Source organism: Pseudonocardia autotrophica (genome assembly GCF_003945385.1).
GTDB classification, from domain to species: Bacteria; Actinomycetota; Actinomycetes; order Mycobacteriales; family Pseudonocardiaceae; genus Pseudonocardia; species Pseudonocardia autotrophica.
Genome location: NZ_AP018920.1, coordinates 1390260 through 1407374, shown reverse-complemented (window position 1 = coordinate 1407374; position 17115 = coordinate 1390260). Strand labels below are relative to the sequence as shown.

The 17115-nt window shown below is 73.8% G+C and carries 14 protein-coding genes and 1 pseudogene; 11 read left to right on the top strand and 4 right to left on the bottom strand.

What is annotated here, in order from left to right; all coding sequences use genetic code 11:
* Window positions 1–57: 57 nt before the first annotated feature.
* The 11 genes and pseudogenes from Pdca_RS06850 to Pdca_RS06800 form a co-directional block, all read left to right on the top strand.
* Window positions 58–1326 carry an FAD-dependent monooxygenase gene (locus tag Pdca_RS06850; protein ID WP_085914005.1) on the top strand — a complete coding sequence of 423 codons (1269 nt, stop codon included), beginning with the start codon at window positions 58–60 and terminating at the stop codon, window positions 1324–1326.
* A 12-nt stretch (window positions 1327–1338) separates the two neighbouring features.
* Window positions 1339–2763 carry an MFS transporter gene (locus Pdca_RS06845; RefSeq protein WP_085914004.1) on the top strand — a complete coding sequence of 475 codons (1425 nt, stop codon included), beginning with the start codon at window positions 1339–1341 and terminating at the stop codon, window positions 2761–2763.
* On the top strand, window positions 2760–3545 hold the full coding sequence (locus Pdca_RS06840) for an FAD binding domain-containing protein (RefSeq protein WP_085914003.1): 786 nt from the start codon (window positions 2760–2762) through the stop codon (window positions 3543–3545). The genes Pdca_RS06845 and Pdca_RS06840 overlap by 4 nt, the downstream gene beginning before the upstream one ends.
* A complete protein-coding gene (locus Pdca_RS06835; protein WP_085914002.1) occupies window positions 3538–5892 on the top strand; it encodes a xanthine dehydrogenase family protein molybdopterin-binding subunit in 2355 nt (784 codons plus the stop codon). Before Pdca_RS06840 ends, Pdca_RS06835 begins: the two co-directional genes overlap by 8 nt.
* Window positions 5889–6437, top strand: coding sequence for a (2Fe-2S)-binding protein (locus tag Pdca_RS06830; RefSeq protein WP_085914001.1), 549 nt, complete (start codon window positions 5889–5891; stop codon window positions 6435–6437). The genes Pdca_RS06835 and Pdca_RS06830 overlap by 4 nt, the downstream gene beginning before the upstream one ends.
* Complete coding sequence (locus Pdca_RS06825) at window positions 6434–7087, top strand: isochorismatase family protein (protein ID WP_085914000.1); 654 nt, start codon at window positions 6434–6436, stop codon at window positions 7085–7087. The genes Pdca_RS06830 and Pdca_RS06825 overlap by 4 nt, the downstream gene beginning before the upstream one ends.
* Window positions 7084–7986, top strand: a complete 903-nt coding sequence (locus Pdca_RS06820; RefSeq protein WP_232021444.1) for an alpha/beta fold hydrolase — start codon at window positions 7084–7086, stop codon at window positions 7984–7986. Before Pdca_RS06825 ends, Pdca_RS06820 begins: the two co-directional genes overlap by 4 nt.
* A gap of 27 nt (window positions 7987–8013) precedes the next feature.
* Window positions 8014–8529 (top strand): hypothetical protein, encoded by a 516-nt coding sequence (locus tag Pdca_RS06815; protein WP_085913999.1) that lies wholly within the window; start codon window positions 8014–8016, stop codon window positions 8527–8529.
* 85 nt (window positions 8530–8614) lie between these two features.
* Window positions 8615–9775 (top strand): outer membrane protein assembly factor BamB family protein, encoded by a 1161-nt coding sequence (locus Pdca_RS06810; protein WP_158092212.1) that lies wholly within the window; start codon window positions 8615–8617, stop codon window positions 9773–9775.
* A 166-nt stretch (window positions 9776–9941) separates the two neighbouring features.
* Window positions 9942–10244 carry a DUF485 domain-containing protein gene (locus Pdca_RS06805; protein ID WP_085913997.1) on the top strand — a complete coding sequence of 101 codons (303 nt, stop codon included), beginning with the start codon at window positions 9942–9944 and terminating at the stop codon, window positions 10242–10244.
* An 11-nt stretch (window positions 10245–10255) separates the two neighbouring features.
* Window positions 10256–11836, top strand: a pseudogene (locus Pdca_RS06800) (solute symporter family protein); the annotation flags it as partial.
* Between the two features lie 676 nt (window positions 11837–12512).
* Here Pdca_RS06800 and Pdca_RS06795 read toward each other — a convergent pair.
* From Pdca_RS06795 to Pdca_RS06780, 4 genes are read right to left on the bottom strand one after another with little or no spacing between them, the layout of a single operon-like run.
* Window positions 12513–13442, bottom strand: coding sequence for a PfkB family carbohydrate kinase (locus tag Pdca_RS06795; protein WP_085913996.1), 930 nt, complete (start codon window positions 13440–13442; stop codon window positions 12513–12515).
* The gene (locus Pdca_RS06790; protein WP_085913995.1) at window positions 13439–14881 is read right to left on the bottom strand and encodes a purine-cytosine permease family protein; all 1443 of its coding nucleotides are present in this window, start codon (window positions 14879–14881) and stop codon (window positions 13439–13441) included. Before Pdca_RS06790 ends, Pdca_RS06795 begins: the two co-directional genes overlap by 4 nt.
* A gap of 9 nt (window positions 14882–14890) precedes the next feature.
* The gene (locus Pdca_RS06785) at window positions 14891–15910 is read right to left on the bottom strand and encodes an ADP-ribosylglycohydrolase family protein (protein ID WP_085913994.1); all 1020 of its coding nucleotides are present in this window, start codon (window positions 15908–15910) and stop codon (window positions 14891–14893) included.
* Window positions 15907–16623, bottom strand: a complete 717-nt coding sequence (locus Pdca_RS06780) for a GntR family transcriptional regulator (RefSeq protein WP_085913993.1) — start codon at window positions 16621–16623, stop codon at window positions 15907–15909. Before Pdca_RS06780 ends, Pdca_RS06785 begins: the two co-directional genes overlap by 4 nt.
* Window positions 16624–17115: the final 492 nt, after the last annotated feature.

Sequence of the window (17115 nt, the reverse complement as noted above, 5' to 3'; positions counted from 1 at the left end):
ACGTGCTCGGATTAGTTCCCGATGCGGGCTGCATCACATGGATCCGAGGAGGTAGCGGTGGCACCGAGCCAGTCCCTGCAGATCACGGTCGTCGGCGGCGGCCTCGGCGGCCTGACCGCCGCGCTGGCCTTACGCCAACAGGGCTGCCGCGTCACCGTCCTGGAGGCCGCGCCACAGCTCGGCGAGGTCGGCGCCGGCATCCAGACCGCGCCGAACGCGAGCCGGGTGCTGATCGGGCTGGGCCTGCGCGGCGAGATGGAGCGGATCCACACCGCGCCGCAGGACCAGGTCCGCCGCCGGTGGGCCGACGGCAGCATCATCGCCCAGCTCCCGCTGGGCCGGTCGGTGCTCGAGAGCTACGGCGCCCCCTACTGGCACTACCACCGCGCCGACCTGCACCGGATCCTGCTCGACGCCTGTCTGCACCCCGAGGGACCGGGCCCGGTCGTCGAGGTGCACACCGACGCGAAGGTGATCGAACTGGACCGCGCCGACCCGGACCGCCCGGTCGCGGTCACCGGCAGCGGTGACCGGTTCGCCGGCGACGTCCTGGTCGGTGCCGACGGCATCCGCTCCGCGGTCCGCGACCTGGCCGGCTTCGACGACACGCTGACCTTCTCCGGTGAGATGGCCTACCGGGCGCTGATCCCCGGCGATCTGATCGCCGCCGACCCGGCGACCCGCTTCCTCGTCGACCGCTACCACTCGACGATCTGGTACGGCCCGGACAAGCACCTGGTGCACTACGTCATCCGCAACGGCGAGTACCTCAACGTGGTCGCCATCGTCCCGTGCACCGACCAGGTCGAGCGCGACTGGACGGCACCGGCGTCGGCGCAGGAGATGGTCGAAGCCTTCGACGACTGGGACGACCGGGTGCCCGCGATGCTGTCCAAGGCCAAGGACGACGTGGCCGCGTTCGCGCTCTACCGGCGCCGGCGCGACCCGGTCTGGATCGACGGCCGGGTGGCCCTGCTCGGCGACGCCTGCCACGCGATGCTCCCCTACCAGGCCCAGGGCGCCTCGCAGGCGATGGAGGACGCCGCCGTGCTGGCCGAGGAGATCGGCGCGGCCGGGCCGACCGGCGTCGACGGCGCGCTGGCACGCTACGTCCACCGGCGGGCGAAACACGCCGGGATGGTGCAGGACGCCTCGCTGCAGAACATGGCGTTCTACCACCTTCCGGACGGCCCGGAGCAGCGCGAGCGCGACGACAAGCTCCGCCGCTTCGACGGGGAGTCGGACGTGTCGTACGACTGGCTGTGGCGCGGCTCCCCCCTGCACGACCCCGACAACGAGGCCATCACCTACCAGTTCGCCCGCTAAGGAGCACTCACGATGCGTACCGGAGACCAGGTCGTCCAGGACCTGCCCTGGCGGTGGAGAGTCCAGGGCAAGATCTTCATCATCGGCGGCCTCGGCTACATGTTCGATGCCTGGGACGTCGCTCTCAACGGCTTCCTCACCCCGCTGCTCGGACTCGAGTTCGGGCTGTCCACCGGTCAGCGCGGGCTGGTCGCCACCGCCAACCTGATCGGCATGGCGATCGGCGCCGTCGCGTTCGGCACGATCGCCGACCGGATGGGCCGCAAGAAGGTCTTCAGCATCACCTTGCTGATCTTCGCGCTGTTCTCCGTGCTCGGCGCGCTCTCCCCCAACTGGGAGATCTTCCTGCTGCTGCGCTTCATCGCAGGCCTCGGCCTCGGCGGATGCATCCCGGTGGACTACGCGATCGTCAGCGAGTTCTCACCGAGAAAGCTGCGCGGAAAGATCCTGTCCGCGATGGACGGCTGGTGGCCGATCGGCGCGACGATGGCCGGCGTGTCCGCCACCCTGCTCGTCCCGGTCGAGGGCAACTGGCGCTGGATGCTCGCCCTGATGGTGCTCCCCGCGCTGCTGCTGTTCTGGGTCCGCCGCGGCGTGCCCGAGTCGCCGATCTACCTGGCCCGCACCGGCCGTGAGGCCGAGGCCCGCGAGGTCATCGACGACATGGTCGCCCGCACCGGCGCGACGCCCGAGCCCTACGTCATCACCGCCGCCGCACCCGAGGCGACGACCTCGGGCAAGAAGGGCCTCTCCGCGATCGGTGAGCAGCTCAAGATGGTCTGGGCGTTCTCGCCGCGGATCACCGGTGTCGCCTGGTCGCTGTTCATCTCGGTGATGGTCGTCTACTACGCCGCGCTGTCCTGGATGCCCTCGATCCTGCGCTCGCAGGGTATGGACGAGGTGGCCGCCTTCGCCTCCACGACGATCATGAACGCAGTCGGCATCCTGGGCGTCATCACCTCGGTGCTGCTGGTCGAGCGGGTCGGACGCAAGTGGGTGATCGGGGTCGCGGCACCGCTGGCCGCGTTCTCGCTGGTCCTGTTCTCGCTGGTCATGGAGTCGGCAGCGGCGTCGATCGCGACGATCGCGGTGTTCGGCTTCTTCGCGCTCGTCGTCATCCCGGTGATGTACGCCTACGTCTCCGAGCTGTACCCGACGGAGCTGCGCGCCTCCGGCTTCGGCTGGGCGTCGTCGTCGAGCCGGGCGGTCACCGGGTTCGTCCCGCTGATCTTCGGCACGCTGCTCTGGCCGGTGCTCGGCCTGCCGCTGACCTTCACCGTGATGGCCCTGCTGGTCGTCGCCGCGGTGATCTTCATGGCGCTCTGTGCGCCGGAGACCAAGGGCATGGAGCTCGACCGGATCACCGGTACCGAGCAGCAGGTCGACCACCCGGCCGGCGGCGGCACGGTCAGCGACGAGGCGGTGGAGAAGAGGTGAAGCCCGCCGCGTTCACCTACCACCGGGCGTCCTCGGTGCGCGACGCGGTGAGCCTGCTCGACGAGCTGGCCGACGCCGAGCCCAAGGTGCTCGCCGGCGGGCAGAGCCTGGTCGCGATGATGAACTTCCGGATGGCCCGGCCCGGGCACCTGGTCGACATCACCCACGTCCCGGGCCTGGCCGGCATCCGCCGCGACGGGGACGCCCTGCGGATCGGCGCGCTCACCACCCACCGGGCGGTCGAGAAGGCCGATCTCGGGCCGGACTTCCGGGTGCTGTCGGAGACGATGCGCTGGGTCGGGCACCTGCCGATCCGCACCCGCGGCACGGTCGGCGGCTCGATCGCGCACGCCGACGCGACCGCCGAGTGGTGCCTGCTGGCGGTACTGCTGGACGCGGTGGTCGTCGCCGAGGGACCGGGCGGGCGGCGGGAGATCGCCGCCGGGGAGTTCTTCCTCGGGCCCTTCACCACCGCGTTGGACCCCGATGAGGTGATCGTGGAGATCGTGTTCCCCCGGCCGGCGCCGCGCGCGGCGCTGACCGAGTACGCCGACCGGCGGGGCGACTTCGCGGTCGTCGCCGCCGGTGCCGACCTCGACACCGGATCGGTCGTGCTCGGCGGCGTCGGGACGGTCCCGGTGCTGGTTCCCGACGCCGGCTCGCCGGAGGAGATCGCCGACGATCTCGACCTGCGCGACGAGCCCGGCGCCCCGGCGTCCTACCGCCGGGGTCTGGTCCGGACCCTGGTCGGCCGTGCCCGTTCGGAGGCCACTGATGGGTGAGCCGAGCCTGCGCCGCGACGGGGCCTGGGTCGGTGCGTCCGTCCCGCGCCGCGAGGACCCGCGACTGCTCACCGGGCGGGGACGCTTCGTCGACGACATCACGCTGCCCCGGATGCTGCACGCCGCGTTCGTCCGCAGCACCGAGGCCCATGCTCTGCTCACCTCGGTCGATCTGACCGAGGCCCGGCAGGTGCCGGGTGTCGTCGCCGCGTTCGACGCCGCCGATCTCGGTCTCGGCGACATCACCGCGCTGCTCGACCGGCCGGCGGAGGAGTTCGCGCCGACCGCGATGCCGGTGCTAGCCCGGGACCGGGTCCGGTTCGCCGGTGAGCCGGTCGCGATCGTGCTCGCCACCGACCCGTACGCCGCCGAGGACGGGGTGGAGGCCGCGCTGGTCGAGCTCGAGCCGCTCACGCCGGTCGTCACCGAGGCCGCCGCGCTGGCCGCGGCCGGCCCGCCGGTGCACGACGAGGCACCGGGGAACGTGCTCGTCGACGTGTCGCTGTTCGCCACCGAGGGCATCGACGGCATCTTCGGCGAGGCGCACACCGTCGTCACCGTGGAGGCGAGGACCGGGCGCCAGAACGCGCTCCCGCTGGAGACCCGCGGCGTCGTCGCCGACTGGGACGACCGCGACGAGCAGCTGATCGTGCGCACCTGCACCCAGGTCCCGCACCAGGTCCGCACCGTGCTGGCCCGGTGCGCGGGGCTCGACGAGCGCCAGGTCCGGGTCACCGTGCCGGACATGGGCGGCGGGTTCGGGCAGAAGTGCGTCGTCGGCCGGGAGGAGATCGCGGCCGCGGCCGCCGCCCGGCTGCTGCGCCGCCCGGTCAAGTGGATCGAGGACCGGCGGGAGGCGCTGACCGCGGGCTTCCTGGCCCGCGAGCAGCACTACACCGCCCGGGCCGCGTTCAGCGGCGACGGCGAGATCCTGGCGCTGGACGCCGACATCGTCTGCGACATGGGCGCCTACTCCTGCTACCCGTTCACCGCGGGCATCGAGCCGCTGATGGCCTCGGCCGAGATGCCGAGCGTCTACCGGGTGCCCGCCTACCGGGTCCGCGGGCGCGCCGTCACCACGAACAAGGCGCCCACCGCGCCGTACCGCGGGGTGTCCCGGCCGCAGTACGTGATGGTGATGGAGCGGCTGATGGAGCGCGCCGCCCGCGAGCTCGGGCTGGACGCGCTGGACGTCCGGCGCCGCAACCTGATCACCGAGTTCCCCTACCGCGGGATCAACAACGTCACCTACGATCCCGGCTCCTACCTGGAGTCGCTCGACCTGTGCGAGCGGGTGCTGCGCGAGGAGGGCTGGCCGGGTCGCGCCCTGGACGACGGCCGTGTCCTCGGCATCGGTTACGCCTGCTTCTCCGAGCGGACCGGCTACGGCTCCGGCGCGTTCGCCCAGCGGAAGATGCAGGTCGTCCCCGGCTTCGACATCTCGCAGATCACGATGGACCTCGACGGCACGGTCAGCGTCACCACCGGCACGCTGTCGCACGGCCAGAGCCACGAGACGACGTTCGCCCAGATCGTCGCCGACCGGCTCGGCATCGGCTACGACAAGGTCAAGATCGTGCAGGGCGACACCGACCGGATCACCTACGGCTGGGGCTCCTTCGCGTCCCGCTCGGTGACGATCGGCGGGTCCGCCGCGGCGGCCGCCGCGGTGAAGCTCGGTGACCAGCTGCGGGCGCTCGCCGCGCACCTGGCCGGGGTGGACGTCGACTCCTGCGAGCTGGACGGCGACGGCGGTGTCCGCGCCGGGGACCGCACGCTCCCCTTCACCGAGCTCGCCGACGTCGCCTACCTGCGGGCGCACCTGCTGCCCAAGGACGTCGGCCCCGGCCTCACGGCCACCGCGAGCTTCGACGTGGGCGGCGACGGCACGTTCTCCAACGCCACCCACGGCTGCGTCGTCGCGCTCGATCCGGGCACCGGCGGCGTCGAGATCCTGCGCTACGTCTGTGTGGAGGACTGCGGCGTCGCGATCCACCCGCGGGTCGTCGAGGGCCAGGCCCGCGGCGGCATCGCACAGGGCATCGCGGGCGCGCTGTTCGAGCAGGTCACCTACGACGAGCTCGGCCAGCCGCTGGCCCCCAGCTTCATGGAGTACAAGGTGCCGACCGCCGCCGAGATCCCGGACGTGCGGATCGAGCACCTGGAGACGCCCTGCGCGTTCACCGCGAACGGGGCGAAGGGCGCCGGTGAGGGCGGCACGATCGGCGCCCCGGCCGCCGTACTCAACGCGGTGAACGACGCGCTGCGCGGCACCGGGGTCGAGCTCGACTCCACCCCGCTGGCGCGGGCGGACCTGTACGCCGCACTGAACCGGGAGGCATCGTGACCGACGTGCAGCTGGTCGAGCTGACCGTCAACGGGGAGCGCCACGACCTGGCGATCCCGCCCCGGCGCACGCTGGCCGACGTGCTGCGCCACGACCTGGGGCTGACCGGCACCCACCTCGGCTGCGAGCACGGCATCTGCGGGGCCTGCACGGTGCTCGTCGACGGCGCACCGGCGCGGGCCTGCCTGCTGTTCGCCGCCCAGGTGGAGAACGCCGCGATCCGCACCGTCGAGTCGCTCGCCGGACCCGACGGCGAGCTGTCGGACCTGCAGCGCTGCTTCGGTGAGCACCACGGACTGCAGTGCGGGTTCTGCACGCCCGGGTTCCTGATGCTCGCCGAGGGCTACCTGGCCGAGGAGCCGGACGCGAGCCGCGACGAGATCCGCGAGGTCGTCGCCTCGAACCTGTGCCGCTGTACCGGCTACGAGACCATCGTCGACGCGGTCGACGACTGCGCGTCCCGCCGCCGCGCCGCTCTGCAGGCCGCACTGGACACGGTGCCGGCCACCGCCGCCACCCGACCCGATTCTGGGAGCACCACATGAGTACGCACGACACCGGACTGCACGGCCAGGAGACCGACGCGACCTATGAGCGCGCCGGGTTCGGCGGCCGCGTCCGCCGCGGCGAGCGGCCCGCGATCGTCGTGGTGGACCTGAGTGCCGGGTTCACCGATCCGGCCTACCCCACCGGCGCCGACCTGACCGACGTCGTCGCGGCGACCTCGACGCTGGTCGAGGCGGCCCGCCCGGCCGGTGTCCCGGTCGTCTGGACGACGGTCGCCTACAACCCGGCCGAGCTCGACACGCTGCCGTGGCCGGCGAAGGCGCCCGGCCTGCGCGGGCTCGCCGAGGGCTCGGCCGCCGTCGCCCTGGACACCCGGCTGCCGGTGGACCCGTCCGACAACCTGATCACCAAGAAGGGCGCCTCGGCGTTCTTCGACACCGGCCTCGCCTCGTTCCTCACCGCGGCCCGGGTGGACACCGTGCTGGTCTGCGGCGCGACGACCAGTGGCTGCGTGCGCGCCACCGTGGTCGACGCCGTCCAGTCCGGTTTCACCGTGCTGGTGCCGCGTGACTGCGCGGGCGACCGCGCGGCCGGTCCGCACGAGGCGAACCTGTTCGACATCCAGGCCAAGTACGGCGACGTGATCGACCTCGACGACGCCCTCGGCTACCTGAAGGGAATCGCGTGAGCACCCCCGTGACCAGCACCGTGACCACCCCCGGGACCAGCCCCGGCACCAGCCCTTCCGGCACCGGCCGTCAGGTCCGGCAGGACGCGCTGGCCGATCTCGCCGACGTGCAGGCCGTGTCCCGCTGGGTCCACAACGGCGACCTGCGGCTGCACGTGCTCGACTACGAGGGCACCGGCACCCCGGTGCTGATCCTGCCCGGCATCACCAGCCCGGCGATCACGATGGACTTCGTCGCGCGCGAGCTGAACGACCTCTGCCGTCCACTGGTGCTCGACGTCCGCGGCCGCGGGCTGTCCGACTCCGGCAGCTCCTGGACGCTCGACGACTACGCCTCCGACACCCTCGCCGTGCTGTCCGAGCTGGACCTGGGCTCCGAGCCGGTGCTGCTCGGACACTCGATGGGTGCCCGGATCGCCGCCACCACCTCGCTGCGCCGCCCGCTGCGCGGGACCGTGCTGGTCGATCCGCCGCTGTCCGGGCCGGGCCGGGGTCCGTACCCGACCAGCCTGGAGGCGTTCCTGCGCCAGTACGCCGAGGCCGTCCGCGGCACCGACGCCGACGAGGTCGCCCGGGCGTGGCCGCGCTGGCCGCGGGCCGAACAGGAGCTGCGGGCGCGCTGGCTGTCGTCCTGCGACGAGGCGGCGCTGCGGGCCACCCACGCCGGGTTCGAGAACGAGGACTTCTTCGACGCCTGGCCGTCGGTGCCCGCACCGTGCACCGTGCTCTACGGCGCGGACTCGCCGGTGGTGACCGCCGACGGTGCCGCGGAGATCGCCGCCGCCAACCCACGCGCCGAGCTGGTGCGGGTTCCCGACGCCGGACACATGATCTTCTGGGACAACACCGCCGAGGCGTGCGCGCTGCTGCGCACCGCGCTGGAGCCGCTCGTGCGCTGAGCCGCGGGCCACGCGGCGGCCGCCGTCGTGGTGGCCGGGATCGCGCTCGACGGGCCGGTCCCGCTGCGGCACCTCGGCACCGTCCGCGCCGTCACCGTCGGGGTCGCGATCGTCCTGCTCACCGTGCTCCCCGGGTGGCGATTGCGCAGGCGGGGCGGCCGGGTGGCGGCCGTCGCCGCCGGGATGCTCGCGCTCGCGCCCTGGCTCGGGCTCTGCTGGCTGGGCTCCCTGATCACGCCGGAGCGGGTGCCGCTCGCCGAGGTGCACGGCCCGCCCGGGAGCGCGCTGCGGCTGACCGTCCTCGACGTCCGCACCTGGGCGGGCGACGGGCACACCTCGTCGATCCGGCTGCACGCCGGCGACGGTCCGTTCGCCAGGGAGACCCCGGTGTGGACGGTCGGCGGCCCGCCCCCGCGCGACGTCCGGTTCGTCGCCACGCAGGACCCGGTCGTCGTCGGCGTCACCGACGCGGCGGGATGTGGGCAGCGGATCACCGTCACCGGCCTCCGGCCGGCGGTCAGCGCGGACCCCCCGGTCTGCTGAGCCCGGCGTCCGACCGTCCCGCCGTCCTGCCCGGATCACCGTCGTTCGGGACCGCTCCGCGGAGCGGTCCGGCAGGATCTGCGGGGTGAACCGACTCCTGGTCGCGGCAGCGGTCGCCGTGGTCGTCGCCGCGACGCTGGTCGCGGTCGTGCTGACCCGCCCGGGCTGCTCGCTCGAGGACACCCTGGACGTCGCTCCATCGGCGACCGTCTCCGCGGCCGGATCCGCCCCGGACCTGTCGTCGTGGGAGCTGTACCCCGGCCCGGCGTTCGGTGTTCCGCGGGTCCACCAGGTCCTGTCCGCCGCGGACATCGACGTGATCGTCTCGGTCCGCGACGGCGGTGGCGCGCTGGTGTCCGGCCACCCGCGTGGTGACCCCCGGCCCCGGTGGAGCGTCGCCGTCCCGGGTTCGGGTATCCGGCTCGCGCTCGCCGGCGACCGGCTGGCCGGTGCCACCCTGCACGAGGGTGCCCGGGTGTTCGGCCTGGACGTCCGCACCGGTGCGGACCGGTTCTGCCGCAGCCTCGGTGAGGTCGCGGTACCGGGTGGGTTCGTCGCCCCCGGCGGGTGGATCCCGCTGGCGATCACCGGGGACGCCGCCGTCACCGCCTGGACCGACGACGTCGACGGCCCGACCGTCGCCGCGGTCGGCCTGCGCGACGGCACACCGCTCTGGTCCGTCCCGGGTGGTGGCGGTGCGCTGCACGGGATGGACGGCGGAGTGCTGACCGGTGCCGGCGTCTTCCACCGCGCGGCGGACGGCGCCCCGGCGCCGGGCACCGGCGGGGAGCGGGTCGTCACGGCGGCCGGGCGGACGGCCCTGGTGGAGCGCGACGACGAGCTGGTCGCCCTCGACGCCCCCACCGGGACACCCCGCTGGGCGGTACCACTGCGTGGGCGCGGGGAGCTGCCGGGAACGGTGTCGGCGGGCGACGTCGTCGTCACCAACGACTACGCCGACGACGACGGCCGCGACAGTCTGCGCGGGATCGACCTGCACACCGGGCGGATCCTCTGGGAGGGAGCGGCCGGGTCGGTGGCCGGGCGCGCCCAGCAGATCCTGGTCGCCGACGGCGGGACCGTGTGGGCGGCCGGCCGGCACGAGCTGGTGCGCCTGGACTCCCGCACCGGGTCCGGCACCCCGGTCCGGACCGGGGTCCCCGGGCTCCGGGAGTTGGCCGTCGCTCCGGACGGGCGGGTGCTGCTACGGCTCGGGGACGACCTGATCGGCTACACGACCCGCTAGCCCGGCCTCGGCGACTACGGCAAGCGAGGTCCGGATCATGTACATCTCGTAACCCAAATCGCCCTACTTCGTTACGGAGAGTGTGAAAAGCCCTCCGGCAACGACGCCGCCTCCCCCCTTCGTCACCGGATCGCCGCAGCCCGGAGGGGACGCCGCCCGGCACGATGTGTGGACCGCGGCGGCCGAGAGCCCCGAGTTCGCGGAGCTCCGCTCGCGCCAGATGCGCTTCCTGCTGCCCGCCACCGTCGGGTTCCTGGGTTGGTTCTTCCTGTTCATCGGTCTGAACGCCTGGGCGCCCGAGCTGCTCGCCATGCCGGTGCTCGGCGACCTGACCCTGGTGATCGTGCTGGCCATCGGCCAGTTCGTGTCGACCTTCGCGATCACCGCCGCGTACGTGCGCTACGCCGACCGCCGGCTCGACCCGCTCGCCGACGAGATCCGTGAGCGCCTCGAGGGAGCCCACCGGTGACCCCCACGACGATGACCTCCCCCGGCGACCCGGTACTCAACATCCTGGTCTTCTCCGCGTTCATCGTGTTCGCCTTCGTGCTCGTGATGCGGGTGCGGCGACGCTCCACGACCGACCGGGACTACTACACGGCGGGCAGCGGCTTCACCGGCCCGGAGAACGGGCTGGCCCTGTCCGGCGACTTCCTGTCCGCCGCGACGTTCCTCGGCATCGTCGGCGCGGTCGCGGTCGCCGGCCCCGACGGCTTCCTCTACGCCGTGATCGCCTTCGTCGGTTGGCTCGTGGCGTTGTTCTTCGTCGCCGAGCTGCTCCGCAACACCGGCCGCTACACGATGGCCGACGTGCTCAGCTACCGGCTGCGCCAGCGCCCGGTACGCGCGGCGGCGGCGACCTCGGCGGTGGCCATCTCCACGCTCTACCTGCTCGGCCAGCTCGCCGGGGCGGGCGGCCTGCTCGCACTGCTGCTCAACATCACCGACCGGACCGGACAGTCGATGGTGATCGCCGGCGTCGGCGCGGTCGTCATCGGCTACGTGTTGGTCGGCGGCATGAGCGGCACCACCTGGATCCAGATCGTCAAGGCCTGCCTGCTGCTCGCGACCGGGCTGGCATTGTCGGCCTTCGTGCTCGGCACCTCCGGGCTGAGCCTGCCCGCACTGATCAGCGCCGCCGTCGACAACCACCCGGGTGGCGACGCCATGCTGGCGCCCGGGCTGCTCTACGGCGGAACCCTCACCGCGAACCTCGACCTGATCTCGCTGGCGCTCGGCGGGGTACTCGGCGTCGCCGGGCTCCCGCACATCCTGATGCGTTTCTACACCGTGCCGGACTCCCGCCAGGCCCGGAAGTCGGTGGTCTGGGCGATCTGGCTGATCGGTGCGTTCTTCCTGCTGGTGCTGGTGCTCGGCTACGGCGCCACGGCGCTGGTCGGGCCGGAGGCGATCATGAGCGCGCCCGGCGGGGTGAACTCGGCGGCGCCACTGCTGGCACTGGAGATCGGCGGGCCGGTGATGCTCGCGCTGGTCTCCGCGGTGGCTTTCGCGACGATCGTCGCGGTCGTCGCCGGTCTGATGATCACCGCCGCGGCGGCGTTCGCGCACGACGTCTACGCGCAGCTGGTGCGGCGCGGCCGCGCCACCGCCGCCGAGGAGGTCCGGGTCGCGCGCCGCACCACGGTCGTCATCGGCATCGTCGGCATCGCGGGCGGGATCCTGGCGAACGGGCAGAACATCGCCTTCCTCGCCGCGCTCACGTTCGCCATGGCGGCCTCGGCGAACCTGCCGACGCTGCTGTACTCGCTGTTCTGGAAGCGGTTCACCACCACCGGCGCGCTGTGGAGCATGTACGGCGGGCTGACCGTCACCCTGACCCTCATCGTGTTCTCGCCATCGGTGTCCGGGTCCCCGACGTCGATGCTGCCCGGCTTCGACTTCGCGTGGTTCCCGCTGGCCAATCCCGGCCTGGTGTCGGTTCCGGCCGGGTTCCTGCTCGGCTACCTCGGCTCGGTGCTGGGTCGCGAGCGTCCGGACGAGGCCGGGCACGCCCAGATGTCGGTCCGTGCGCTGACCGGGGCGGGCCTGCAGCGCCCGGTCCCCGGTGCCGGACCGTCGGCGCCGGCGGCCGGTGTGCGGCGGCCGATGCCGACCGCCGACGGCCCCTCGGGTCCCGCCGCGACCGGCGAGTTCGCCCGTGTACACGGCGTCCCGTCCGGTCCCGCCGCAACCGGTGAGTTCGCCCGGGCACACGGCGGCCCGTCCGGCGACGCCAGGCGTGGCGGCGCGCCCGGTGCTCCGCCGCGCGATGGCCGGAGCGGCGGCGCGCCGCGCGAGGACCGGCACAGCGCACGCCACGCGCTGGGTCCGGACCGGCCGACCACCGCGACGGCCCGCCCCCCGGCGGCCGAGCCGCAGCTGCGACTCGGCCGCAATCGCCCCGGGCCGGCCGGTCCGCAGACCCGCGACCCGCGCCGCTGACCCGACCGCGGCGCAGGCCGGTAGCCCGGCTGCGACCTGCGCCGCTTGCCCCGCCATGATCCGCGTTCTGGGAGTGCCGGAGCGCCCGACGACCTCCAGCACTCCCAAAACAAGGATCATGAGCCACGCACGCTGCCCGGCCGGCCGGCCGCCCGCGCGATCCGTGCCGCCGGCCCGGCCGCACCCGCGCCGGTAAGCCGACCATGATCCGCGTCGTGGGAGTGCCGGAGCGCCCAATGACTTCCAGCACTCCCGAAACAGGGATCATGGGCCGCGCCCACGGACCCGCGACCGGTCAGCTGTCCGCGAGCAGGCGGTCCACCTCGGCCCGGGTCGGCGCCGTCGCCGGGCCGTGCCGGGTGACGGCCAGCGCAGCGGCTGCGTTCGCCCGGCGCACCGCCTCCGGCCAGTCCGTCGCCCGCAGCAGCTCCGCCGCCAGCACGCCACAGTGCGCGTCACCCGCGCCCGTGGTGTCGACCGCCCGGACCGTCGGCGCGGGGTAGTTCTCGACGTCGCCGTCGCGGACGAGCAGGCACCCCGCCGCGCCGTCACGCACCACGACCACCGCACCGTCCGGCAGCCGCCGGGACAGCTCTCGCCCCGCCGCGGCGAGATCCGGTGTGCCGGTGAGGAGGCGGGCCTCGCGGGCGTTGCAGCTGAGCACCCCGGTACGCGCGAGCGCGGTGGCCCAGGTCGCCGCCGGGATCTCGGCGACCAGCGGTCCCGGGTCCAGCAGCACCGTCGCCTGCCCAGCCCCATCCGGATCCCGCACCTGCCCGGCGCCGCCCAGCACCTGCCCGGCCCGGTCCGGGTCCAGCAGGCTGTATCCGGACACGTACAACACGTCCTGCGGTCGTACCGCCGGCGGAGCACCGGCCGAGGCGATCTCCGCGCCGCTGCCGGTCACGAAGGTCCGCTCACCCGACGGCTCGACCAGCACCACACAGATCCCGGTGTCGGCGTCCGGTGCGGGCGGTGCGCTGAGGCCCACTCCCTCGGCCGCCAGGGCCGCACGGACGAGATCGCCCCGCGGGCCGGTGCCGTGCCCACCCGCGTAGACGACGTCCGCCCCGGCCCGCGCCGCCGCGGAGACGACGTTGAACCCGCCCCCTGGCAGCATCGTGGTGTCGTCGGCGAGCACGTCCCCGCCGGGCGGTGGCAGCGACGGCACCCGCATCACCAGGTCGACTAGGACCTGGCCGGTGTGCACCAGCCTGCCCCTCATCGCTGTTCCCTGGCCCCGCCGAGCAGCGCGTAGCCCCCGGCCGCGACGACGAAGGTGACCACCCAGGCCAATCCGTTCTCCCCGATCCAGGTCCCGGCCAGCGGGCCGGTGAACCACGGGCTGTCGGCCAGCCCGACGGTCGCGAACAGGTACCCGACGACGATCGCGGCCGCCCAGGCCCCGGTGGCCCGCGGCTCGACGCCACCGCGGTACCAGTAGGCGCTGGTCCGCGAGGTGTCCAGCAGCGCGTCCGGGTCGTAGTGCCGTCGGCGGAGCATGTCCACCGCGAACACCCCCACCCAGGCGGTGATCGGGATCGCGAGCGCGCTGATGAAGGCGATGAAGGGCGGGTAGAAGCCGTCCGCGACCAGCATGAAGTAGATCGCCCCGATGAACGTCACCACGACGTCGAGGACGACCGCGTACACCCGCGGGAGCCGGATCCCCAGGGTGATCGTGGTGAGCCCGGCCGAGTACACCGACAGGTGATTGGACAGCAGCAGACCACCGAACGCGGCGATCAGGTACGGGATCGCCATCCAGACCGGCAACATGTCGCGGATCGCCGCCACCGGATCGGCGGCGCCGGCCAGCCCGGGGTCACCGGCGGCCAGCAGGCTGCCCAGCGAGATCAGCAGCACCAGCGGGATCCCCGCGCCGGCGGCGGCGGAGAGCACCAGCGAACCGGCCCGGACCGAAGGAGCCTGGTAGCGGGACATGTCGGCGGACGCGTTCGCCCAGCCGATCCCGGTCCCCGCCGCGATCACCCCGATCCCGGCGATCACCGCACCGGCCGGGGCCGGGGTCGCCGCGGTCACGGCCGCCCAGTCCACCGTGGCCACGAGGAACCCGCCGACCAGGATGTTCAGCGCACCGAACACCCAGGTCGCCCACCGCTGGACCCGCACCAGGAACCCGTGTCCGAGACCGGCGACGAGCACCGTGCAGAGCACGAACACGGCGATGCAGACGATCGTGATCACCGGATGGTCCTTCGCCGCCGGGCTGGTCCCCGCAACGATCGTGACCAGGGAGAGCAGCGCGAACGCCGCCGTCGTCGTGTTGACCGTCTCCCAGCCGAGCCGGGAGAGCAGCGAGACGAGGGTCGGACCGATGTTGCCCCGGGCACCGAACACCGCTCGCGACAGGGTCAGCCCGGGTGCCCCGCCCCGGCGGCCCGCGATCGAGACGGCGCCGACGATCGCGAACGAACCGACCGCACCGATCACGGCGACGACGACCGCCTGCCAGACCGTCAGCCCGGACGCGACGAGCGTCGCACCGAGCGGCAGCCCGAGAATCGAGATGTTGGCGGCGAACCAGACCCAGAACAGCTGGCTCGGACGCCCGTGCCGTTCGGAGACCGGTACCGGTTCGATCCCGCGGGTCTCCAGGGTGCCGGTGTCGGGCACCGTGTCGTCGGTGGTTCCGGTCGACATGACGGCCTCCTATCGGAAGGTGGTGTCCCGGGCGTCGGCCCGGAGGGTGAGCAGACCGTCGACGAGGCCGTCGAGCGGGTCGAGCAGCTGCCGGTTCACCCGGCGCACGGTCGCGGTGAGGCCCGCGGGCAGGCCCGCGACCCCGTGCACCGCACCGAGGACGGCACCGCAGATCGCGGCGACCGTGTCGGTGTCGCCGCCCAGCGATGCGGCGGTGACGAGCGCGGTCCGTGGGTCGTCACCGAGCGCCGCGGCCAGTCCGAGTGCGGCGACCACGGACTCGGTGGCCGCCACCGAGGTACCCACGACGTCGGTCACCGCGTCCGCGAGCCGGTCCGGCGGCAAGCCGGGCAGCATCCGGTAGGCGATCGCGAGCCGGGCCGCGACGTCGGCACCGGCGGCCCACCCGCCGCGACGGGCACCGTCGCGGGCGGCCGTCACCGATTCCTCGAGTGCGGCCCCGAGTCCCGCGCCGGAGACCCCCGCCGACACGGCCGCCGCGACGGCCGCGGCGGCGGCGATCCCGGGTGCGGTGTGGTGGGTGACCACGGCGGACTCCACGACCGCGTCCAGCAGACCGGCCCCGGTGTGGGCGATCCCGACCGGGGTGACCCGCATCGCGGCGCCGTTGGTGGTGCCGTCCCGGCCGGCGCGCTCGGCGGGCTCGCCCTCGGCGAGACGGGTCAGCGCCCGCCGGGTGGAGGGGCCGAGCAGGTCCAGCGATCCCCGCCGGATCATCTCCTGTTCCCAGGCCTCGAGCCGCGCGGCGAACACCCGCGGGGGCACCCGGCCCTCGTGCTCGACCAGCACCCGGGCGAGCAGCAACGCCTGCTCGGTGTCGTCGGTGACCGTCCCGGCCGGCAGATTCGGGGCGATCGGCTGGTCGTCGGCGCCGTCGAGGAGACGGTCGACGATCCCGTAGCGCTCGGCGATCGCGGACCGCGACAGCGACTGGGTCGGCATGCCGAGCGCGTCACCGATCGCGAGCCCGAGCAGCGCGCCGAGCGCGCGATCCCGCTCCGCGGTCACCGGGCACCGCCCTGCTCCGGCCCGAACGCCAGGTGGAACCGGAAGCGCTGCGGATCCAGCAGGCTGACGACGTGCTCGACCAGGCCGCCGTGCGGGTCCCGGGTCAGGCGGACGGCCCGCAGGAACAGGGTCCCGCCCTGCTGGCCGAGCCGTCCGGCGTCGGCGGCGTCCAGCGGCTCCGCCGAGATCCACTGTTCCCCGATGGAACCGCGCAGGCCTGCCGCGGCCAGGGTCGCGGTGATCGAGCCGTCCACCAGCCCTCGCTCCGGGAGATCGGCGAGCGACCCGGAGGCGGGTAGCGACGACGTCTCCAGCGATACCGGGCGCCCCCCGGACCAGCGGAGACGCCGGACGACGACCAGCGGTCCCTCCCGCTCGACCAGGTCCGGATCACCCGCGGTGTCGATGCCGAGCAGCTCGGTCCCGACCTCCGCGCCGGACTCGGCGAGCGCGCGGGCCCAGCCGATCCGCTGGTCGAGTGGTGCGCCGTCGAAGGTGACGAAGGAGCCGACCCCGGTCTCGGTCGAGATCAGCTCCTGGCGCTGCAGTTCGGCCAGCGCGCTGCGGACGGTGCCGCGGGAGACCGCATAGGTCTCCGCGAGCCGGTTCTCCCCCGGCAGCCGCTCACCGGTGCCGATCCGCCCGGATCGGATCCGGCCGGCGAGGTCCTCGACGAGCCGGGCGCGCTTGGAACGGGCCCCCTGTTCAGACATGTACAAACATGTACAGCAGGGGCCCTCTCGGTGTCCAGACCCGGATTCCTCCGAGCATGATCCGCGTTGTGGGAGCGCACGGGCCCCGACCGATCTCCAGCACTCCCAGAGCAGGGATCACCAGCCATGCGCGCGGATCCGGCCCGGACGGCCCGCAGAACCGCACCCCGCGCCGCGCACCAGCAGCTCGGCTGCACCCCCGCCGGCAGCCCGACCATGATCCGCGTTTTGGGAGCGCAGGTGCGCCCAACGACCTCCCACACTCCCAAAACAGGGATCACCAGCCATGCGCGCGGACCCGGCCCGGACGGCCCGCGACCCGCAACCCGCGCCGCCGGCCCGGCCATGCCGGCCGTGCGCGCGCCCCAGGCCGGCCCACAGACCCGCGACCCGCGCCGCCGGCCCAGCCGCACCCCCGCCGACCCAGCCGCAGCCCGGCCGCGCGCCCACCGGCCCGGCCGCACCCCGCCGGCAGCCCGACCATGATCCGCG